Consider the following 20,730-nt stretch of genomic DNA (forward strand, 5'->3'; position numbering starts at 1 on the left):
CCGGCACTTTTTGCTTGACCTTTAGCTTATAAACGAGCAAATTCTTCTAGCAAGCGAATCATTTGGCAAGTAAAGCCGTATTCATTATCATACCAAGCGACGGTTTTCACCAGTTGGAAATCGCCAGCAGTGGTTACTTCTGTTTGTGTCGGATCAAAGATAGACCCTTGAGTGGTACCAATCACATCTCCAGAGACGATTTCACGGTCATCGTAACCGAATGACGGATTATCGACGGTGTGTTTTCTGATCGCTTCATTGACTTCATCGGCGGTTACTTTGGTTTTCAAAATTGAGACTAATTCTGTTAAAGAACCATCGACGACCGGAACCCGTTGGGCGTGGCCTTGTAATTTGCCATTTAATTCTGGGATAACTAGACCGATCGCTTTGGCGGCACCCGTTGAGTGAGGGATCGTGTTGTCAGCAGCGGAACGAGCGGCTCTTAAGTTTCCGCCTTTTACAGGACCATCCAATAGCATTTGAGTAGAAGTATACGCATGAACCGTCGTCATCGTACCAACTTCGATCCCGAATTCCTCATTTAAAAAGTAGGCCATTGGAGCTAAGCAGTTGGTCGTACAAGAACCTGCGGATATGATAGTATCATCCGGTGTTAACGTGTCTGAGTTGACATTGTAAACGATCGTTTTCATATTACCAGCTGGTGCGGAGATAACGACTCGTTTGACACCTGCATCAAGATGGGCCTGGGCTTTTTCTGCGGAAGTGTAAAAACCCGTACATTCTAATACGATATCGACGCCATTTTCTTTTGCCCAGGGGATTTTGCTTGCGTCTGGTTCAGCGTACACTCGGGTCTCTTTGCCATCGACAACGATAGCATTATCCGTTGCAGTAACAGTTCCAGGGTACGTGCCGTGGGTCGAGTCAAATTGCAATAAGTGTGCTAACATGACTGGACTCGTCAAATCATTGATTGCCACAACTTCAATATCGGCAGAAACTTCTCTGATCCTACGAAAAGCTAAACGTCCAATTCGTCCAAAACCATTGATTCCAACTTTTACTGTCATTTCTTGTTTCCTCCTTTGATTGTGTACTGGTACACTTAAAAGTTTGCTACGATTTCCTGTGACTGTCAAAGAATAACCCTTAAGAATTCGCGATTTCTTACGGAAACCCATGAGAAAAGATAGACAAAAGGCGTTTCGGTCGTTACAATAAAATAGACTTTCTTATTAGAGAAATAGTAACCACTTAAAGTGAGATAACTGATAATCAAAAAGTATAGAAGGTAGTAAAAAAAGAATGGAGGACAAATAATGTCCATGTTTTTAGATCAAGTGACAATCGATGTCAAAGCAGGAAAAGGCGGCGACGGAATGGTTGCTTTTCGCCGAGAGAAATATGTCCCAGACGGCGGACCCGCAGGTGGGGACGGGGGACGTGGCGGTGATGTCATTTTAGTCGTAGACGAAGGTTTGCGTACATTAATGGATTTTCGCTTTAATCGTCATTTTAAAGCGCAACCCGGGGAAAATGGCATGAGTAAAGGAATGCACGGCCGTGGCTCAGATGATACTTACATCAAAGTACCCCAAGGCACCACCGTTCGTGATGCTGAAACAGGTGCCTTATTAGGTGATTTGATTGAGCAAGGTCAAACATTAGTAATCGCAAAAGGCGGGCGGGGCGGCCGTGGGAACATTCGGTTTGCTTCTCCAAAAAATCCAGCCCCAGAATTAGCAGAGAACGGAGAACCCGGTCAAGAAAGAAAGATCGAGCTCGAACTAAAAGTCTTAGCAGATGTTGGTTTAGTTGGTTTCCCTTCAGTTGGGAAGTCAACATTACTCTCTGTGATTTCGTCTGCTCGTCCAAAAATCGGCGCGTATCATTTTACAACACTGGTGCCAAATTTAGGCATGGTAACGACCACTGATGGTCGTAGTTTTGCAGTAGCCGATCTGCCTGGCTTGATCGAAGGTGCTTCGCAAGGTGTTGGTTTAGGGACTCAGTTTTTACGTCATATCGAACGGACGCGGGTCATTTTACATGTGATCGATATGAGCGGCATGGAAGGGCGCGATCCATATGAAGACTATTTATCCATCAACAATGAATTGTCGACCCATAACTTGCGCTTACTAGAGCGCCCACAGATCATCGTTGCCAATAAGATGGATATGCCGGATGCTGAAGAAAACCTAGCCCTTTTCAAAGAGCAGCTGGCAAAAGAAAAAACGGATGAGTTCGCGGATGAACCAATGATTTTCCCAATCTCTGGTGTCACTCGTAAGGGAATCGATGCCTTGCTGAATGCGACAGCGGATCTATTGGAAGTCACTCCTGAGTTCCTCTTGTACGATGAAGAAATCGAAGAAGATGTGGTTCATTACGGCTTCCAATCGGATGAACCGGAGTTTGCAATCGATCGCGATCCTGATGCAACTTGGATCTTGAGCGGTGAGAAAATCGAAAAACTATTCCAAATGACGAACTTTGATCACGATGAGACTGTGATGCGTTTTGCTCGTCAATTACGTGGATTGGGTGTCGATGAAGCATTGCGTGCGAGAGGTGCCAAAGACGGTGATATTGTGCGTATCGGTAATTTTGAATTTGAGTTTGTCGAATAAGCGTTTAAAAGAACATCATTTTTTTAAAAAAATCCTTCATAGTTGAATTGGTTTTGACTGCCGATCATTGATTTTCTCTAAGAAATCAATGATCAGCAGTCTTTTTGGTTTCTTTTTTCATTTAAATGATTTACTGTTAAAATAAAGAAAAGAACAAATAAACCAAAGGGAGCGATTTTTATGTCAAAACGAGTCATTGTAATGAACTTTGATGCTAGTGCCAAAGCGTATCAAGCCTTTTCTGAAGTGAAACGGATGCATATGGAACGAAAGATCAAAGGAGAGCAAATGGCGGTTCTTACCCACACTAATGAAGGCGTGCATCAATTTAAAGTCGAGGATTTTCTTGATTTTACTGGAAACAATAAGACATCAACTGGTGGTTTGATCGGGATGCTCGTTGGTGTGTTAGGTGGGCCTTTGGGAATCATGCTGGGCTGGTTTGGCGGTAGTATGATCGGTGCTACTCGTGACGCAAAAGAGATCCAAAATGCGCAAATGCTCTTCGAACACGTCGGAAACCAAATTGGTGTAGGCGATACGGGGTTATTATTGATTGCCGATGAAGAGGACAATCGTCCTTTGAACCAACTGATCATGAATGAATTAGGCGGTGACATCACTCGTTTTGACTACGATGATGTCGAGGCAGAGATCGAGACGGCCAAAAAAGTCGAAGAATCCACCAAGGCACGTGTTCAAGAGGATTGGAAAAATTCCCATAACGATGAATCCGATAGCCAATCCGAGAAATAAAAACCGCAAGCTTCAATTGCAACTTGATTTCTTTTCCGCTAAAATTGGAAAGAGATGAAAGGAAAGAAGCTTATGGAATTAGAATTTTTAGGAACAGGTGCTGGAGTGCCTGCGAAACATCGAAACGTGACCAGCACTGCGTTACGATTATTAGATGAACGCAATGCCGTTTGGCTTTTTGATTGTGGCGAAGGGACACAAATGCAGATCTTGCATTCTACGATTAGACCGAGAAAGATTGAAAAAATCTTTATTACCCATCTTCATGGTGATCATATTTATGGATTGCCAGGATTGATCAGCAGCCGCTCCTTTCAAGGCGGAGACACACCTCTAGAGATTTATGGACCCAAGGGGATCAAAACATACATTCAAACCGTTTTGCGGATTTCTCAGACGAAAGTCAGCTATCCATTGCATTTTTTTGAGATTGAAGAAGAAGGGATTCTTTTTAAAGATCAGCAATTTGAAGTATCTTGTCTGCGCCTTGATCACGGGATTGATAGTTTTGGCTATCGTATTGTCGAAGCAAGCCATCAAGGGGAGTTGCAAGTGAAAGCATTGCTTGAACTTGGGCTGAAACCTGGTCCTGTCTTCGGACGTTTGAAAAAAGGTGAAGTAGTTACCCTCGATGATGGTCGTCAAATCAATGGAGCTGATTTTTTAGGTCAAGCCAAAAAAGGACGGATCGTGACAATATTAGGTGACACCCGTAAATGTCAAAACGCCGTGCTTTTAGCGAAAGATGCGGATGTTTTGGTACATGAAAGTACCTTCAACAAAGAAGAAGCCAAGTTGGCTCGCGCTTATTTTCATTCGACGACGCGACAAGCTGCTGAAGTTGCCCAAGAAGCTCACGCCAAGCGTTTGCTATTGACCCATATCAGCGCGCGCTATGTTGGCAAAGATATTACAAATTTAGTAAATGAAGCAAAAGAAGTATTTCCGAATACGTTGATCGTCAAAGATTTTGATGTTGTCGAGATCCCTTTTGCCGGAGAGGAAGAATCAGATGAACTTGGAGAATAAAGTTGTCGTTGTAACAGGTGGTTCTGCCGGACTTGGAGAACAAATCTGTTATGAAGCCGCAAAACGTGGTGCGATCGTCGTGACTTGTGCCCGGAGGACGAATTTGATCGGAAAAGTCAAAGAACAATGTATGGAATTAAGCGGCAAAGAAGCGTATGCGTTTCAATTGGACGTAGCAAATCCTGAAAGCGTGGAGCGCTTATTAGAAAAAATCAGTGAGAAAGTCGGAAAGATCGATGTCTTTGTCAATAATGCTGGCTACGGGATCTTTCAAGAGTTTACAGAGATGGATCCTGCGGTCATCCGTAATATGTTTGAAGTCAATGTACTTGGGATGATGGTTTTGACTCAGCAAGTTGCGATTCAAATGGCTGAACAAAAGCATGGTCATATCATAAACGTTGCTTCAATTGCGGGTAAGATCGCTACGCCGAAGACCGCAGTTTACTCTGCAACGAAATTTGCTGTACTTGGTTTTTCTAACGCCTTACGTTTAGAACTAAAACCACTGGGGATCAACGTAACAACGGTCAACCCAGGGCCGATCGAAACGGCATTCTTTGACCAAGCAGATCCTAGCGGTAGTTACTTATCATCGGTGGGCAGCCTTGTCCTTGAACCAAACAAATTGGCACAAACGATCGTCAAAGCCATGATTCATCCAAAACGAGAAATCAATCGCCCACATATTTTAGGGGCGGCAGCAAAACTGTATACACTGTTTCCTGCAATCGGGGATTATATGGCAGGAACGATGTTCAACAAAAAATAGGAGTTGAAACCCATGAAAAATCAATGGCGTGTTATCGTTGGTATTTTACTGATTTTAGTGATCGTTTTATTTGCGGTTGCAAACAATATGACTGTTCCGATCAATTTTGGCTTCACAACGATTCAATCGCCACTGATCTTAGTCATTATTGGTTCTGCTTTGTTAGGCGCATTGATTTTGTTGCTGGTTTCCACAAGTGCAATGTTCCGTCAAAAAAAAGAACTAAAACAATTGAGAAAAGAGCTCTCGGATTATCGCACGAATAACGAGAAAGTTCTGCAAGATGAACGAGAAGCCTTGGAACGAGAATATATCAACAAGCAGGCGGAGTTAGCAGCTAGGCAGCAACAACTCGACGATCAAGAAGCGCAACTTTCGTCACGTGCTGCAGGCGCCTCAACGCCGCCAACGATTGATGAAGAAATGAAGTCTTTTGAATCGCAAGCCTAGAATACATGAGAGCAATTAAGAAAAGAGTTTGCCGGCGCATCGTTCGCTGCAAGCTCTTTTTTGTGACATGAAAAAATAAATTGTTTCTTTCGTTGTTTTTCCTTTTTACATAAACTTTGCTATAATAACCTAGTTAGGAGTGATTTGGTGAAACGTGCAAATTTTCATTGGGTGCTACCGCAAGATAGCGAAGCTACCCCTGTATTTAAAGAATTGATCCAAGCAAGAAAGATTCCTGAGCGCATCGGCGCGTTGCTATGGCAAAGAAATATTCGAACAGCAGAAGCGCTAGACGCTTTTTTATCAACGGATCTGCAATACCTTCATGATCCGTTTCTCTTTCATGATATGGATAAGGCCGTGGAACGGATCCATGAAGCCATTTTAAATGGTGAGCGGATCTTGATTTATGGCGACTATGACGCAGATGGGATTACGAGCACCACCGTATTAAAAGAAACACTGGAGTTGCTAGGGGCTGAAGCTGAATATTATCTGCCCAATCGCTTTTCAGATGGGTATGGTCCCAACATAACTGTCTATCAAGATAAAATTGCGGCAGGGACGCAATTGATCATCACCGTTGATAATGGGGTATCTGGACATGAGGCAATTGCTTATGCTCAAGGGCAAGGGGTCGATGTGATCGTGACGGATCACCATGAACTTCCTGCAGAACTCCCAGAAGCCTTTGCCATCGTTCATCCCCGTCACCCTGAAGGAAACTATCCGTTTGGTGATTTAGCGGGAGTCGGAGTCGCATTTAAAGTGGCTTGTGCCCTATTAGAAGAAGTGCCCGTCGAACTGCTGGACCTTGTTGCAATTGGGACGATTGCTGATATGGTTTCTTTGACAGATGAGAATCGACTACTAGTCAGCAATGGCCTGAAAATGATCCAACAAACTGATCGGCTTGGTTTGAATGAGTTGTTGACGGTCAGTGGATTGAAAAAACGAACAGTCAACGAAACCGATATTGGTTTTGCTGTTGGCCCCCGCCTCAATGCAATTGGTCGGTTGGAAGATCCTAATCCTGCTGTTCGTTTGTTAACCACATTTGATGAAGAAGAAGCAGTAACCTTAGCCAAGACATTAGATACGATCAATCAGCAGCGAAAAACTTTCGTTGAAGAAATCATGAAAGAAGCGCAAGAAAAAATCGACCCTGCCAATCATGTTCATCTGGTCGTAGGTGATAACTGGCACGAAGGGGTTTTAGGAATCGTAGCTGGACGTATCATGCAAAGTACCGGACAGCCCGTGATTGTTTTGACCAAAAAAGAAAATGGGTTAGCAAAAGGGTCAGGTAGAAGTGTCGCTGCGTTGAATCTATTTGAAATGTTGGCTACGATGAAAGACATGTTTACCAGTTTTGGTGGTCATCATGCGGCGGTTGGCTTAAGTATCCCGATTGATCATTTGGACATGCTACAAGCTCAGATGAATCGCTATGTGGAAGAAAATGGAATTGATCTTAGTCAGGGAATCCCCTTAGCGATCGATGAGGAACTGCCATTGGCGGAAGTATCGATCAACTTTATTGAGTCTTTAAACGTTTTAGCGCCTTTCGGAACGGACAATCCGTTACCGAAATTTCTGTTTTCCAATTTATCGACTCAAAATGCCCGCCAGATTGGTACCGAAAACCAGCACTTGAAGTTAGTGATGACAGATGAGTCCAATCTACAGCTAGATGTGATTGGCTTTGGTTTTGGAAAAGACTCAGTAGAGTTTGAAAATGATCGACTATCGATCGTCGGTCAGCTTTCAATCAATGAATGGAATGGCAACAAAAAACCGCAGCTGATGTTGGATGACTTTGCAGTGGAAGGGCTGCAGTTGTTTGATTATCGTTCGAAAAGGAGTCGGCAAGGTGTCTCTCTGGGAAATGAAACATTAGGGGTCGTTTTCAATAAGAAACTGCCTCGAGAGCTGCAAGGATTTTGTGGACAAACGATCTTATTCGACTCGGTGGCTGCTGTGAAAGATACATTTTGTGCTGGTCCGTTCCAAGAGATCGCGTTTTTAGATTGTCCTGCTGATTCTGCTGTGATCAAAGAGGTCGTTCAAGCGCTTCATGCTTCAAGAATTGCGTTTGTGTTTTACTCGACGGAAGATGCCTATTTAGACGGGGGAGGCACCAGAGAGCAATATGGTCGGCTTTTTCAATTGATCAAGCAGCAGCCTCGTTTGGATATTCGCTACAAATTAAAGATGGTCGCTAACTATCTAAAAATTCCAGAAAAATTACTTATTTTTATGATTCAGGTGTTTTCTGAGCTGGAATTTGTTACAATACAAGATGGTGTTTTGAATAAAACGGCTGATCCTGTTTCTCGTCCGCTGACAGAGAGTCATTTGTATCAGCAACGACAAAAAATGATCAAAACAGAAGAATTTTTATTAATGAGTGATTTATCAACCCTACGTCAGTGGTTGACAGTCTAGGAGGAAAAAAAATGGATTTAAAAGAGTATATTGCTAGTATTCCGGATTATCCCCAAGAGGGAATTATTTTTCGGGACATCTCGCCGCTAATGGCTGATGGAGAAGCGTATCGTTATGCGACACAGCAGATCGTTGAGTATGCACAAGAAAAAGGCATCGATATGGTGGTAGGACCAGAAGCCCGCGGATTTATCGTTGGTTGTCCAGTTGCGTACCAGTTAGGTGTCGGCTTTGCCCCAGTACGTAAAAAAGGCAAATTGCCACGGGAAACCATTGAAGCAGAGTATGAAAAAGAGTATGGCGTGGATGTTTTGACGTTGCATGCCGATGCTATCAAACCAGGACAACGTGTCTTGATCTGTGACGATCTACTAGCAACTGGTGGAACGATCAAAGCAACGATTGAACTCGTAGAAAAACTAGGCGGTATCGTTGTGGGCTGTGCCTTTTTGATCGAACTAATGGATTTACATGGAAGAGATAAAATCCAAGGTGTTGAAATCAAGACGTTAATGGAATACTAAAAAAGAAGAAACAAAAAAAGGACTCGCAGGAGTCCTTTTTTGTTTCTTCTGCCTTATGGCGTATGTAGGGGAAGGATCATGGTTCGTAACGATAAAAATCATGATCGTGATAATAATGGCGGTTACGTTTGCGCTCTGCTTGGCGGAATTTCTTTTCATCCCATAGCATGAACCAAAGCATCATTAGAGGACAAAAAATCAGAACAGCACTTAGAACGCCAAAATAGCCAATAACAATACCCATCAATAAAACCCATAACATAAAACCAAATCGACGAACTGCTTTCATCTCATTCACTCCTTAAATAATACGAACTTATGTTTGTATACTTATTATACGAATGTTTGTTCGGTTTGTAAAGAGGAAAGAAAAAAAATCTTCGTAAAAACGAAGATTTCCTAGTCAGCTCGTTGAGCATCAAAGCAGATGTCGATACAACCCAACAACCAATCCTAAAATCGTTACGTCAGGCAAAATGATTGGTTCTAAGTAATCATTTTCCGGTTGTAAACGAATGTAATTCTTTTCTTTATAGAATCGTTTGCAAGTAGCTTCATCTTCATCTGTCATAGCGATCACAATATCACCATTTTGCGCACTTTGTTGTTTGCGAACGATCACTTGATCGCCGTCAAGGATGCCAGCATTGATCATACTTTCTCCTCGGATCGTCAACATAAACAAACTACCGGTACTATTTGCTAAATCTGGCGGAATCGGAAAGAAATCGGATGCATCTTCCACTGCTAAAATCGGTTCTCCCGCAGTTACGACACCAAGCATCGGAATGGATGCTGGCTGAACATCGATTTTTTCAAGACCGGAAGCAGTTAATTCAATGGCTCTGGGTTTTGTAGGATCTCGCAAGATCAACCCCTTTTTTTCAAGTCGGGACAAATGGCCATGAACAGTTGAGGTAGAAGATAACTGAACGGCTTCGCCAATTTCGCGAACAGTCGGCGGATAGCCTTTTTCAGTGACACGGGTATGAATGAACTTAAGAATTTCGATTTGTCGATTTTCTGTTCGTTTTGCCAAAACTGACACCTTCTTTCATTTGATAACATTAGTGTACCATAGGTATATCGAATATTCAAACAAATGTTCGCTTTTTACACTATTGTTTTTATTCGCTAGTTTGTAGTAAAATCAAGAGGGAAAAGGAGGAACGAATATGCTATCTCAAGAAAAATTAGCTCGAATCAATGAACTTGCCAACAAGAAAAAAACAGAGGGTTTGACTGAGGCAGAAACGAACGAACAAAAAGTTCTACGTGACGAGTATTTAACCGCCTTTCGTGGAGGAATGCGTCACCATATCGAAGGAATGAAGATCGTTGATCCTGAAGGTGCTGATGTGACACCAGAGAAATTAAAAGAGATTCAAAAGAAAAAAGGTCTCCACGGCAGATAATTGTGAATTCCTTTTCATTGCTATTGAAATAAGCATCTGAATCACGTATAATAAAAGATGTAATAAAGGTAAAAAAAACCTAAATTAGGAGGAACTACCATTGTTTGATAAAATCGATCAATTAGGAGTGAACACCCTTCGTACATTAAGTATCGAAGCCGTACAAAAAGCCAATTCAGGACATCCAGGATTACCGATGGGGGCAGCACCCATGGCCTATGCCTTGTGGACCAAACACTTGAAAGTCAATCCAACGACTTCTCGCAACTGGGTGGATCGTGACCGCTTTGTTTTGTCTGCTGGACACGGTTCGGCGCTATTGTACAGCTTGTTGCATGTGTCTGGTTACGATGTGACCATTGAGGATCTAAAAAACTTCCGTCAATGGGATAGCCGCACGCCAGGACATCCAGAAGTCGATCACACAGACGGCGTGGAAGCAACCACTGGACCTTTAGGACAAGGGATCGCCATGGCAGTCGGTATGGCAATGGCCGAAGCCCACTTGGCTGCAACCTACAATCGCGACAAGTATCAAGTCATTGATCACTATACCTATGCCTTATGTGGCGATGGGGATTTGATGGAAGGTGTTTCGCAAGAAGCTGCATCCATGGCGGGTCACATGAAATTAGACAAACTGATCGTCTTGTACGATTCAAACGACATTTCCCTAGATGGTCCGACCTCAAAAGCCTTTACAGAAAATGTCGGTGCGCGTTTTGAGGCGTATGGCTGGCAACACATTCTCGTTGAAGACGGCAATGATTTAGAAGCGATCTCGAAAGCGATCGACGAAGCAAAAGCTGAAAGCGACAAACCAACCTTGATCGAAATCAAGACTGTGATCGGATACGGTGCGCCAAATCAAGGCACCTCTGCCGTTCATGGTGCGCCGATCGGTGCCGAAGGCATTTCTGCAGCTAAAGCGATTTATGGTTGGGAATACCCAGAATTTACCGTACCTGAAGAAGTTGCCGCGCGCTTCAAAGAAACCATGGTCGATGAAGGACAAAAAGCTGAAGCCGCTTGGAACGAAACTTTCCATGCTTATGAAGCAGCCTACCCAGAACTTGCGGCGCAATTCAAACAAGCCTTTGCGGGTGAATTGCCAGCAGATTGGGATGCAACATTACCAAGCTACGAAGTTGGCAGCTCACAAGCTAGTCGGGTTTCTAGCAAAGAGATGATCCAAGCCTTATCCAAAGCCGTCCCTAGTCTCTGGGGTGGATCGGCTGACCTTTCTGGTTCCAACAACACGATGGTGGCAGCAGAAAAAGACTTTGAACCTGGCCAATACGAAGGCCGCAACATTTGGTTTGGTGTCCGAGAATTTGCGATGGCGGCAGCGATGAACGGAATCCAATTGCATGGCGGTACCCGAATCTATGGCGGAACCTTCTTCGTCTTCGTTGATTACTTGCGTCCAGCGGTGCGCTTGTCTGCGATCCAGCATGCACCTGTGATCTATGTCTTGACGCATGACTCCGTGGCGGTTGGGGAAGATGGACCGACCCACGAGCCGATCGAGCAATTAGCCAGCGTCCGTTGCATGCCAAATGTCCAAGTGATTCGTCCAGCAGACGGCAATGAAACCCGTGCTGCCTGGAAACTGGCCATGACAACAACGGATAAACCAACGGTCTTAGTCTTAAGCCGACAAAATCTACCAGTGATCGAAGGCACGCAAACCGGTGCGGATGAAAATGTCGCAAAAGGTGGTTACGTGATTTCAAAACAAGCTGGTGAAACACCAGCGGGGATTTTGATCGCCACAGGTTCTGAAGTGAATCTTGCGGTCCAAGCACAAGCTAAATTGGCAGAAGAAGGCATCGATGTATCGGTGGTCTCCTTACCAAGCTTTGATTTGTTTGAAGCACAAAGTTCAGAATACAAAGAAAGCGTCTTGCCAAAAGCAGTGAAGAAACGGGTAGCGATTGAAGCGGCTTCCCCATTTGGTTGGGAACGTTACACCGGTTGCCATGGAAAAGTGATCGCGATCGATCACTTCGGTGCATCAGCACCTGGCGACAAAGTATTAGCAGAATTCGGCTTTAGTGTTGAAAATGTTGTGAATACTTTTAAATCAATCGATTAATTGATCGACAATCAATCAAAGCTAGCACGTTCGAGAATCTTTTCGATTTTCGAGCGTGTTTTTTTCGAGTACTGCTCACTCTGAAAGTGCCAGAGTGACTTATTTAAGGTAGTAGTGGCTAAGGTTTCTGAAAAATGGTTTCACCACAAGATATAGACTCTTTTAAATAGTAAGAGAGAAGCAATACAACCCCATTCTAATAGTTTTTTTAAAAACTTCTCAGTAATTAACAAACTGAGAGGGATGTCCGGAAAGTTTTTTAAAAGTCTTTTGTCGGGTCGGAAGTGAACATTGTTTGCACTGCTAGGCATTTTTCCGTATAATAGCTGTATTGATTTATTTGAAAAAACGTACAGTTACTGGAGGAAAAAGATGGGAAGTTATCAAACAAGAAGTGAAAGACATCATCAACCAAAGAAGACGATGAAAAGACCTAGTAAAAAGGCGGTGGTCTCTTTGATGGGTGCAGGAATGATGTTAGCGCCAATGACGGTCACTTTCGTTCCTCAACAGGTACAAGCTGCTGAGAATCAATATGCGACGCAGGACATCTCAGGGTTCATCGAACAAATTGGCTGGTCAGCACAAGATGTTGCTGCCAACAATGATCTATATGCTTCTGTGATGATCGCTCAAGCGATTTTGGAAAGCGGCTATGGTTCTTCCGCATTATCCAATGCCCCCTATTACAATTTATTTGGGGTCAAAGGCAGTTACAACGGACAAAGTGTGTATATGCCTACCCAAGAGTATTTGAATGGTCAGTGGGTAGAGATGAATGAACCGTTTCGTCAATATAACTCTTATTGGGAATCGTTTCAGGATCATGCGAACGTCTTGCGAAGTACAAGTTTCGCGACAGGGACTGCTCATTACAGTGGTGTCTGGAAAAGCCAAACAACCTCATTTTATGATGCAACGAATTACTTGACGGGACGTTATGCTACCGATCCAGGTTACGCACAAAAACTGAACTGGTTGATCGAAACCTATCAGCTTACACGGTTCGATACAGGAACGACACAAAATACAGCCTGGACAAACACAACTAGCACAACGACCAGCGAAACAACGACGACCACGTATTCAGGTAGTACATCTTCAGCACAGAGCTATCAAGTTGCTTCTGGGGATACGCTTTGGGATATCGCCAACCGATTTGGCACAACCGTTGATGCGTTGATGGCATCGAATGGATTATCCAGTGAGATCATCGTTATCGGACAAGAGTTGATCGTATAAGTAAGTTAAAAACCTTAAGATGGATTACTACAATTGCAGCCAATCTTAAGGTTTTTTTGGCGTGGCAATCAAACTCTGGTCAGTGGAAATAGAACAAAGTATAAAACTATATGAAAAAAAAATTGAAATTGCTTACTTTTTATTCGCAACTCCGAGGTATTTTAGGTAGAATGGAAGAATAAGAACGGGAGGGATTTTCAATGACAAAAATCTATCAATCGGTCAATGAATTAGTTGGTCATACGCCAATCGTCAAATTAAATCATATCGTAGAAGAAGGTTCTGCTGATGTGTATGTGAAATTAGAGTTTTTCAATCCTGGGGGTAGCGTAAAGGACAGAATTGCTTTAGCCATGATTGAAAAAGCCGAAAAAAGCGGCTTATTGAAAGCCGGCGATACGATTATCGAGCCAACCTCAGGAAATACGGGGATCGGTTTAGCCATGATCGGTACGGCAAAAGGCTATCGGGTTGTGTTGGTTATGCCAGAAACGATGAGTATCGAAAGACGGAAAATCGTACAAGCTTATGGTGCAGAGTTGATTTTGACGCCTGGGTCTGAAGGGATCACAGGATCCATTAACAAAGCAAAAGAATTAGCGGAGCAAGACGGCTACTATATGCCATTACAATTTGAAAATCCAGCTAACCCAGAAATTCATGAAAAAACGACAGGAAAAGAAATTGAGGATGCATTTGAATCAAAAGGTTTAGATGCTTTTGTCGCTGGAATCGGCACTGGTGGAACGATCACTGGAGCGGGCAAAGAACTGAAGCGCGTCTATCCTAATTTGAAAATAGTTGGTGTTGAGCCTGCTGAATCTGCGATTTTAGAAGGTGGTAAGCCAGGACCGCATAAGATTCAAGGGATCGGTACTGGATTTGTCCCTAAAGTATTAGATACCGAAATTTATGATCAAGTCATTGCAATTGCCAGTGACGATGCGATGAAAACTGCACGGCAAGTTGGGATGAAAGAAGGGATTTTAGTTGGAATCTCTTCAGGGGCTGCGATCCAAGCTGCTTTACAGGTAGCAAAAGAACTAGGCAAAGGCAAAAAAGTTTTAGCAATCGTGCCTGACAATGGCGAACGTTATTTGTCCACAGCACTGTATCAGTTTGAAGACTAACAATCGAGAGAAAGCAGGCATTGAAATGTCTGCTTTTCTTTCTCGAAAAAAGGGGACGGAAGCGGGCTGAAAAAAGCGTTTTGCCTTTGAAAAAATAAGGAAAGCTGTTTGAATTTTTAGGTTTTACATAGTATGATAGGTGAGATAAGAGAAATGGAGGAACTCCTGTGAGTACGATCTACGATGAAGCGATCAAACGATTAAAACATGAAAATATTCGTATTACACCGCAGCGAGTAGCGATATTAGAGTTTTTAGCCAGTCACGATGCCCATCCGACCGCTGAAGAGATTTATCGAGCGATTGAAGTTCATTTTCCTGGTATTAGTGTCGCAACGGTATACAATAACTTACGTTTGTTCACAGAAATTGGCTTTGTAAAAGAAATGAATTATGGAGATGCCTCCAGTCGTTTTGATTTTACAACGGAGCCTCATTATCATGCTATCTGCCAAAAGTGTGGAAAGATCGCTGATTTTTACTATCCAGGATTGGAAGATGTCGAAATGGCGGCTTCGAAATTAACTGGGTATCAAATAAATAACCATCGACTAGAAGTTTATGGTCTATGTCCCGAATGCCAAGTGAAAGAGGAGGAAACAAAATGAAGATAATTTCTACAGTTCAAGCACCACAAGCAATCGGTCCTTATGTTCAAGCAAAAATCGCAAACGGCTTTTTGTTTGCTTCTGGTCAAGTTCCATTAGATCCTGTTTCGGGGGAAGTTGTCGGTACGACGATTGAAGTACAGACTCAGCAAGTATTGAAAAATATCAACGCGATTCTTGAAGCGGCGGAACTTACGCCAGATGACATCGTTAAGACGACATGTTTTTTAAAAAATATGAATGATTTCGTTCCTTTCAATAATACCTATAGCACATTGTTCAATGAAGAGTTACCTGCACGTTCTGCTGTAGAAGTTGCCCGCTTGCCAAAAGATGTTTTGGTTGAAGTTGAGATCATCGCAGCAGTCAAAGAAAAAGCGTAACCAAGAATGAATCGTGGGACGTCCGCCTTTGCGTCGTCCCCTTTTTATTGGATCGATCCTGGACCAAAGGATCATAGAGTTTCAGGTGAATCAAGGAGAAGAGGATACAGTATGGTTTCGTTAAAGGACTATTTAGCAAAAGGGCAAACAACGATATCAAATTTGCTTTTAGAAAATTACCATCATCTTGGATTGACAAATGACGAATTTTTGTTATGGCTGCAGTTGTATCGCAGTCATGAGCAAGGAAATGATTTCCCCGATTTACGTGAGATTGCCTCTGTGATGGGGAGTGATCAAAAAGAAATTTATCATTGGTTAAATCAATTACTTAAAAAAGATGTACTGCGAATGGAATCAAAAAAAGATGCTGCCGGAAAAATGGTTGATTATTATGATTTCACAGGAATCTATGACCGTTTAGAATTTCTCTTGACACAGCAATCGAAAAATGAGGTAGTAGAATCAAATGAAGAAAAAATCCGTGGGTTATATCGCTTGTTTGAAGGCGAGTTTGGTCGGCCATTGTCAGCAATCGAATACCAACGGATCGGGCAGTGGTTGGATGAGGACCATTACGATCCGGAACTGATTCAGTTTGCTTTGCGAGAAGCGGTTTTGAATCAGGCTTATAGCTTAAATTACATCGATCGTATCTTACTTTCTTGGGAACGTAAGAATATCACGTCGAAAGCGCAAGTTGAGGAAGAACAAAAAAGAAGAAAAAAACAATTTCTTCAAAATGAGAATATTTCACAGGAAGAAGGGCCAATGCCCAAAATCCCTATGCATAATTGGTTAGAAGGAGAGTAACAGACAAGGAGTTCAAATAGTCCTATGATCAGCAAAGAAAAAACAATGATCGCCATCGAAACAATGTACGAGATGTTTCCCGAAGCGCATGGTGAATTGGTATCCAAAAATGCGTTTGAATTATTGATCGCAGTCATTTTAAGTGCGCAAGCAACAGATGTCTCGGTAAATAAAGTCACCCCGGCACTTTTTGAGGCTTATCCTACACCGCAAGCTTTGAGCGAAGCACCTTTAGAAGATGTGATTGCAAAAATCAAGTCGATCGGTCTGTATCGAAACAAGGCAAAAAATATCAAAGCTTGTGCTTCGGAACTATTGCTACGTTTTGGTGGTGAAGTGCCGAAAACAAGAGAAGATTTGGTTTCTTTGCCAGGTGTCGGCAGAAAAACTGCGAATGTGGTACTTGGTGATGCCTATGGGATACCGGCAATCGCTGTCGATACCCACGTCGAACGGGTGTCAAAAAGATTGCGCATTTGTAAATTAGATGCCAATGTACTAGAAGTTGAACAAACGTTGATGAAAAAGATTCCCGAACCATTATGGGTCAAAACCCACCATACGATGATTTTCTTTGGCCGTTATCATTGTACCGCGAGGGCGCCAAAGTGTGAGATTTGCCCGTTGTTGGCGATGTGCCAAGAAGGAAAACTTCGGATGAAGGGGAAGAAAACCATTTAATGGTGAACATAGACCAAAAGTATCTAGGATCAAGACGCTAAGCGAAATCGCTTAGCGTTTTTTTTTTGCACAAATTGATAAAAGAACAGGTGATTAACGTAATACCCTTTATTGAAGCCCTTTCAAGTAACTGGAAAAACATAAGCTTACTGAATTTTTTTTTACACCACTCAAAATCAGGTGTTTTTTCACAAAGAGATCGTGTGGGGGGGATGCTCGATGCGAAATGAACCTTCCAATACGCCTTTTTTTGAAACTATTTGTAAGCTTAGTATGATGGGCTTCTTTCGCAAAATTTTTACCCTTTCTTTTTATAAAAATGCTTATTTTTAGTCAATAAAACGTAAAATTAATAAGAAAATTCACCCATTGGTGAAAAATAATATTTCAAATCTGTGAAAATCATCAGTATAGTGAACTTTGTCAAAAGTTATAAGTCTTTCTCTGCTATTTTACGAATGACAGAAAAAGCGTTGCACATCTCAAATGATTCTGAAACGATCTCAAAATCATTTTTGTTAACGGGTCTTAGGCAAACGCTGTTTTGAAAAGATCACTTATAAGACGTGGCAAGTATAGAGGAGGAGGGAGAATGAAAGGAGAAAAGGTATGGAAATTAGTTCGTATGGTTCTGTTTTGCACTCTTTTTTATGGGATAACTATTTCTACGGCAGCGGTGAATGCTCAGGAAGTGCAGTCGGTTGAAACAGAAAGCTCTGTGCTCTTTACCGGTGTTTATGAGCCTATTGGGCAACCCGAACCAGCACCGCCAGCAGGCCCTACAGAGAATATATCGCCACCAAACAAGGTAGCAAAACCAGGTGGTATTTTACCAAAGACCAACGAGACAAGAACTTACGGCGTAATCTTTCTTGGATTACTGCTTGTACTGGTTGTATTGTATGTGCAATATACCAAACATCGATCAAAATTTGTGATGGTTAAAAAGAAAAGACAAATAATTTGAAAGCAGGGATGAATTTGAAATTCGTACGATTTGCATCGGCAGCTGTTTTAGCTGCAACTTTATTTACTATTAGCGCGGAAGCCTTCGCTACTGAGAGTGTAACAAACCATGATACAGAAGGGAAAGTTCTCTTTGTACCAAACGATAGCGAAGCGACAGTAGTTCAACCACCAAATCCTGGTCCTAATGGTCCAGATGTAGAGATCAATCCAGTCGGCCCGGAAGGACAAACGGGACCATTGACCATTGCTTACGCACCTACGGTTAATTTCGGTGAGCAAGTGATTTCTAATACCGATCAAGAATATAAGCTAGTGGCTGAATTACACAAGCTAAAAGACGCGGAAGATAGTGAAGAAAGAGTTCCTTATGTTTCATTTGCCCAAGTCCAAGATACGCGTGGGACAAATGCTGGTTGGGATTTAAAAGTTTCCTTAAGTGCTTTTGAATCAGGAACACAGAATAATGAACTGACTGGAGCAAGAATTCGTTTTAATTCGCCAAAATTGGAATATAACGGAAGCAACCAAGAAAATGAGCCACAAATTCATGCGGATGGATTGATTTTAGATGCTACAAATAGTGAACGTTCGGTTCTGACCGCTGCTCAAACAAAAGGTGCTGGCGTATCGTCAGTCGTTTGGGGCGATCAGGAAGAAATCAATCGACAAGTAGAAGCAGGTGCAGAGGTTGTTGAAAATGCTGGAATTGAGTTACTTGTTCCTGGATCAACAGCAAAAGACGCTGCTCTTTATGAAGCAACTCTTACTTGGACTTTGGCTGCAACAGCTGGACCGGACGGAGAAACGGTTCAGTAACTTGGTTTTGTACTGAATAAAAAAAGAAAGAAGGAACTAGAAATGAAAAAGATTCGTTTAGCTACGGTCGCTGTATTATCCACCACTTTACTAGCAGGAGGCGTTCAAGCCTTTGCCCAATCTTCATTAGAAACGACTACCGATAACGTTGTAGGGTTTACCTCAGACGGAAGCGATCTAACAGTGGTACAACCGCCAGTCGTGCACCCAGAAGTAGAAACAATCGAACCAACACCGCCAGGACAAACGGGCCCATTTACCATTGCTTATGCACCACAAACATTCGATTTTGGTCAGAATACTATTTCTACCAGTGATCGTTGGTATTCAATCGTTGCTGACGAGCGTAATTTGGCTGATCAATCAGGGACGACACCGTACGTATCGTTTGCCCAAGTGCAAGATACCCGAGGAACGCATGCTGGTTGGACATTAAATGTTAGTCTAACTGATTTTACTTCTGAATCAGGAGATGTCTTGACTGGGGCAAAAATCAAGTTGGCAAACCCTGAAATCGTGTTCAACAAAGGCGAGGGTGATCGAGACTTACAGCCAAGTGCCGTTATCAATAATGAAGAACAAAATGCGTTGATCCTAGATGTCAACGATCAAGACATTCCTGTCATGCGTGCTTCGGTCGGTCAAGGCGCGGGCGCTTCATCGATTTACTGGGGAGATCAGGAAAAATTGACAGAACAAAATCTTAATAAACAAGAAGGCGAAATTATCAGAAATGATGATATTCAACTATTTGTACCAGGCTCTACCACGCAGCTAGCAACTAACTATACTGCTGAAATGACATGGACGCTAACTGCTTCTGTTGATAGTGGCGGCGAAACAGTAAATCCGTAAGAAGGATCATAGCTTGCAACAAGAAACAACTGGCAGGAATAGTAAATTATTCCTGCCTTTTTTGGAAGGAGAACCACTTTTGACTGAACAACGTATGAGAATGAAATGGATAAAAACGGTTACCTGTGCGGTCATCCTACTATCATTCTTTTTTTCACCAAGAATGAGCTATGCTCAGACAGAATCAGAATTAAACTTTTATGTGACGCCTATCTTACCGGAAAGTCAGCTGGAAGGAGGGGCGTTGGGGTATTTCGATTTAAATCTTGGGGCAGGAGAACGTGATGAATTGGCTTTAGAGATCGAAAATGGTTCTGATCAAGCGATCGAAATAGAAATTTCTGCCCATACGGCATTTACGAATGTGAATGGTGTTGTGGAATATGGCAGGGATGCAGAATCCCCTGATCCGACTTTACCTGCATCAATTGATGAACTGGTAGAGGTGCCTGAAACCGTATTGTTAGATCCATTAGAAAAACGAATCATTTCTTTACCGATTACGATGCCAGAAGAGGAATTCAAAGGGGTTTTGGCAGGTGGCATTCGAATCAAAGAGGTTATTTCGGAAGAGGAGCAAACACAATCTGCTGAAGAAGGATTAGGCATTCGGAACGCATTTTCCTATGTCATTGGTGTGGTAGTAAGCAACAATCGGTCCGCAACGGATCCGGGATTGGAACTGCTTGATGTTTTTGCGGATCAAGTAAACTACCGAAACGTATTTAGTGCTGTTATCCAAAATTATACAGCAACATTTGTCAATCAATTGGAAGTAACAGCTGAAATTCGTTCTGTTGATGGTGAGACGATCTTATATGAAACAAGTCAATCATCTATGCAAATGGCTCCTAATTCACATATGCATTTCCCAATTCCCTTGGATGGCGATCGTTTTCGTAATGGGGAGTATGTATTGAATCTTACTGCGCGGTCAGGAGAGGAAGAGTGGTCTTGGGAACAGATATTTAGCGTAGAGGCAGAAGATGCTCGCCGCTTAAATGAACTCGATGTCACTGTAGATACGTCACTCAATTGGTGGATGATCGCCACGGCTGGTCTAATCAGCTTGCTTCTAATTATTGCGATCATCCTAATTGTTCATAAGAAAAAAAATGCAAAGGAAGGTGGGAAAAGTTGA

22 protein-coding genes are annotated in these 20,730 nt (G+C 42.6%); 19 read left to right on the plus strand and 3 right to left on the minus strand.

The features are described from left to right. Nucleotides 1-26: 26 nt before the first annotated feature. On the minus strand, nt 27-1,037 hold the full coding sequence (gene gap / locus IGI86_RS07705) for a type I glyceraldehyde-3-phosphate dehydrogenase (RefSeq protein WP_042890377.1): 1,011 nt from the start codon (nt 1,035-1,037) through the stop codon (nt 27-29). A gap of 249 nt (nt 1,038-1,286) precedes the next feature. Here gap and obgE point away from each other — a divergent pair, with 249 nt between their 5' ends. The 7 genes from obgE (at nt 1,287) to IGI86_RS07740 (ending at nt 8,579) form a co-directional block, all read left to right on the plus strand. Continuing rightward, nucleotides 1,287-2,600, plus strand: coding sequence for a GTPase ObgE (gene obgE / locus IGI86_RS07710; protein WP_042890376.1), 1,314 nt, complete (start codon nt 1,287-1,289; stop codon nt 2,598-2,600). Nucleotides 2,601-2,780: 180 nt separating this feature from the next. Then, complete coding sequence (locus IGI86_RS07715; RefSeq protein WP_005236092.1) at nt 2,781-3,356, plus strand: DUF456 domain-containing protein; 576 nt, start codon at nt 2,781-2,783, stop codon at nt 3,354-3,356. Nucleotides 3,357-3,428: 72 nt separating this feature from the next. Then, complete coding sequence (rnz, locus tag IGI86_RS07720) at nt 3,429-4,385, plus strand: ribonuclease Z (protein ID WP_042890375.1); 957 nt, start codon at nt 3,429-3,431, stop codon at nt 4,383-4,385. After that, nucleotides 4,369-5,157, plus strand: coding sequence for an SDR family NAD(P)-dependent oxidoreductase (locus IGI86_RS07725; protein ID WP_016612306.1), 789 nt, complete (start codon nt 4,369-4,371; stop codon nt 5,155-5,157). The genes rnz and IGI86_RS07725 overlap by 17 nt, the downstream gene beginning before the upstream one ends. 12 nt (nt 5,158-5,169) lie before the next feature. Continuing rightward, nucleotides 5,170-5,607 carry a lipopolysaccharide assembly protein LapA domain-containing protein gene (locus IGI86_RS07730; RefSeq protein ID WP_005236087.1) on the plus strand — a complete coding sequence of 146 codons (438 nt, stop codon included), beginning with the start codon at nt 5,170-5,172 and terminating at the stop codon, nt 5,605-5,607. A 147-nt stretch (nt 5,608-5,754) separates the two neighbouring features. Continuing rightward, nucleotides 5,755-8,055, plus strand: a complete 2,301-nt coding sequence (gene recJ / locus IGI86_RS07735; protein ID WP_429967771.1) for a single-stranded-DNA-specific exonuclease RecJ — start codon at nt 5,755-5,757, stop codon at nt 8,053-8,055. Between the two features lie 11 nt (nt 8,056-8,066). Next, complete coding sequence (locus IGI86_RS07740; protein ID WP_005226167.1) at nt 8,067-8,579, plus strand: adenine phosphoribosyltransferase; 513 nt, start codon at nt 8,067-8,069, stop codon at nt 8,577-8,579. Nucleotides 8,580-8,655: 76 nt separating this feature from the next. Here the strand turns inward: IGI86_RS07740 and IGI86_RS07745 are convergent, their stop codons facing one another. Both IGI86_RS07745 and lexA read right to left on the minus strand, forming a co-directional pair. Then, nucleotides 8,656-8,868 carry a hypothetical protein gene (locus IGI86_RS07745; RefSeq protein WP_005236082.1) on the minus strand — a complete coding sequence of 71 codons (213 nt, stop codon included), beginning with the start codon at nt 8,866-8,868 and terminating at the stop codon, nt 8,656-8,658. Nucleotides 8,869-8,997: 129 nt separating this feature from the next. Then, entirely contained in the window at nt 8,998-9,618 is a 621-nt protein-coding gene (gene lexA, locus IGI86_RS07750) for a transcriptional repressor LexA (protein WP_005226165.1), read from the minus strand. Nucleotides 9,619-9,754: 136 nt separating this feature from the next. Between lexA and IGI86_RS07755 the strand changes: the two genes are divergently transcribed. The 12 genes from IGI86_RS07755 to IGI86_RS07810 all read left to right on the plus strand — a co-directional run bounded on the left by IGI86_RS07755 (nt 9,755) and on the right by IGI86_RS07810 (nt 20,730). Then, nucleotides 9,755-9,994 carry a DUF896 family protein gene (locus tag IGI86_RS07755; protein WP_005236078.1) on the plus strand — a complete coding sequence of 80 codons (240 nt, stop codon included), beginning with the start codon at nt 9,755-9,757 and terminating at the stop codon, nt 9,992-9,994. A 100-nt stretch (nt 9,995-10,094) separates the two neighbouring features. Continuing rightward, the gene (gene tkt / locus IGI86_RS07760) at nt 10,095-12,092 is read left to right on the plus strand and encodes a transketolase (RefSeq protein WP_429967772.1); all 1,998 of its coding nucleotides are present in this window, start codon (nt 10,095-10,097) and stop codon (nt 12,090-12,092) included. A gap of 372 nt (nt 12,093-12,464) precedes the next feature. Next, nucleotides 12,465-13,334: a glucosaminidase domain-containing protein gene (locus IGI86_RS07765; protein ID WP_016611726.1), complete on the plus strand. Its 870-nt coding sequence runs from the start codon at nt 12,465-12,467 to the stop codon at nt 13,332-13,334. Nucleotides 13,335-13,534: 200 nt separating this feature from the next. Next, nucleotides 13,535-14,464, plus strand: coding sequence for a cysteine synthase A (gene cysK / locus IGI86_RS07770; protein ID WP_005236064.1), 930 nt, complete (start codon nt 13,535-13,537; stop codon nt 14,462-14,464). 167 nt (nt 14,465-14,631) lie between these two features. Continuing rightward, nucleotides 14,632-15,072 (plus strand): Fur family transcriptional regulator, encoded by a 441-nt coding sequence (locus IGI86_RS07775; protein WP_005226158.1) that lies wholly within the window; start codon nt 14,632-14,634, stop codon nt 15,070-15,072. Beyond that, entirely contained in the window at nt 15,069-15,455 is a 387-nt protein-coding gene (locus IGI86_RS07780; RefSeq protein ID WP_430617888.1) for a RidA family protein, read from the plus strand. Before IGI86_RS07775 ends, IGI86_RS07780 begins: the two co-directional genes overlap by 4 nt. Before the next feature lie 111 nt (nt 15,456-15,566). Then, nucleotides 15,567-16,268: a DnaD domain protein gene (locus IGI86_RS07785; RefSeq protein WP_194188432.1), complete on the plus strand. Its 702-nt coding sequence runs from the start codon at nt 15,567-15,569 to the stop codon at nt 16,266-16,268. A gap of 24 nt (nt 16,269-16,292) precedes the next feature. Further along, nucleotides 16,293-16,949 carry an endonuclease III gene (gene nth / locus IGI86_RS07790; protein ID WP_005236053.1) on the plus strand — a complete coding sequence of 219 codons (657 nt, stop codon included), beginning with the start codon at nt 16,293-16,295 and terminating at the stop codon, nt 16,947-16,949. A 592-nt stretch (nt 16,950-17,541) separates the two neighbouring features. Further along, nucleotides 17,542-17,916 (plus strand): LPXTG cell wall anchor domain-containing protein, encoded by a 375-nt coding sequence (locus IGI86_RS07795; protein WP_005236050.1) that lies wholly within the window; start codon nt 17,542-17,544, stop codon nt 17,914-17,916. A gap of 14 nt (nt 17,917-17,930) precedes the next feature. Continuing rightward, entirely contained in the window at nt 17,931-18,734 is an 804-nt protein-coding gene (locus IGI86_RS07800) for a WxL domain-containing protein (RefSeq protein ID WP_430617889.1), read from the plus strand. 42 nt (nt 18,735-18,776) lie between these two features. Beyond that, the gene (locus tag IGI86_RS07805; protein ID WP_430617890.1) at nt 18,777-19,589 is read left to right on the plus strand and encodes a WxL domain-containing protein; all 813 of its coding nucleotides are present in this window, start codon (nt 18,777-18,779) and stop codon (nt 19,587-19,589) included. 13 nt (nt 19,590-19,602) lie between these two features. Beyond that, nucleotides 19,603-20,730 (plus strand): DUF916 and DUF3324 domain-containing protein, encoded by a 1,128-nt coding sequence (locus IGI86_RS07810; RefSeq protein ID WP_005236047.1) that lies wholly within the window; start codon nt 19,603-19,605, stop codon nt 20,728-20,730.

The sequence above is a fragment of the Enterococcus sp. AZ188 genome (assembly GCF_050544075.1).
GTDB classification, from domain to species: domain Bacteria; phylum Bacillota; class Bacilli; order Lactobacillales; family Enterococcaceae; genus Enterococcus_D; species Enterococcus_D entomosocium.

Coding starts and splice junctions, on each gene's coding strand:
- nth (WP_005236053.1), top strand. CDS start 16,293: ATGATCAGCAAAGAAAAAACAATGATCGCCATCGAAACAATGTACGAG.
- cysK (WP_005236064.1), top strand. CDS start 13,535: ATGACAAAAATCTATCAATCGGTCAATGAATTAGTTGGTCATACGCCA.
- IGI86_RS07795 (WP_005236050.1), top strand. CDS start 17,542: ATGAAAGGAGAAAAGGTATGGAAATTAGTTCGTATGGTTCTGTTTTGC.
- IGI86_RS07745 (WP_005236082.1), bottom strand. CDS start 8,868: ATGAAAGCAGTTCGTCGATTTGGTTTTATGTTATGGGTTTTATTGATG.
- IGI86_RS07765 (WP_016611726.1), top strand. CDS start 12,465: ATGGGAAGTTATCAAACAAGAAGTGAAAGACATCATCAACCAAAGAAG.
- IGI86_RS07780 (WP_430617888.1), top strand. CDS start 15,069: ATGAAGATAATTTCTACAGTTCAAGCACCACAAGCAATCGGTCCTTAT.
- IGI86_RS07730 (WP_005236087.1), top strand. CDS start 5,170: ATGAAAAATCAATGGCGTGTTATCGTTGGTATTTTACTGATTTTAGTG.
- rnz (WP_042890375.1), top strand. CDS start 3,429: ATGGAATTAGAATTTTTAGGAACAGGTGCTGGAGTGCCTGCGAAACAT.
- IGI86_RS07755 (WP_005236078.1), top strand. CDS start 9,755: ATGCTATCTCAAGAAAAATTAGCTCGAATCAATGAACTTGCCAACAAG.
- gap (WP_042890377.1), bottom strand. CDS start 1,037: ATGACAGTAAAAGTTGGAATCAATGGTTTTGGACGAATTGGACGTTTA.
- IGI86_RS07715 (WP_005236092.1), top strand. CDS start 2,781: ATGTCAAAACGAGTCATTGTAATGAACTTTGATGCTAGTGCCAAAGCG.
- IGI86_RS07785 (WP_194188432.1), top strand. CDS start 15,567: ATGGTTTCGTTAAAGGACTATTTAGCAAAAGGGCAAACAACGATATCA.
- IGI86_RS07740 (WP_005226167.1), top strand. CDS start 8,067: ATGGATTTAAAAGAGTATATTGCTAGTATTCCGGATTATCCCCAAGAG.
- obgE (WP_042890376.1), top strand. CDS start 1,287: ATGTCCATGTTTTTAGATCAAGTGACAATCGATGTCAAAGCAGGAAAA.
- IGI86_RS07725 (WP_016612306.1), top strand. CDS start 4,369: ATGAACTTGGAGAATAAAGTTGTCGTTGTAACAGGTGGTTCTGCCGGA.
- IGI86_RS07805 (WP_430617890.1), top strand. CDS start 18,777: ATGAAAAAGATTCGTTTAGCTACGGTCGCTGTATTATCCACCACTTTA.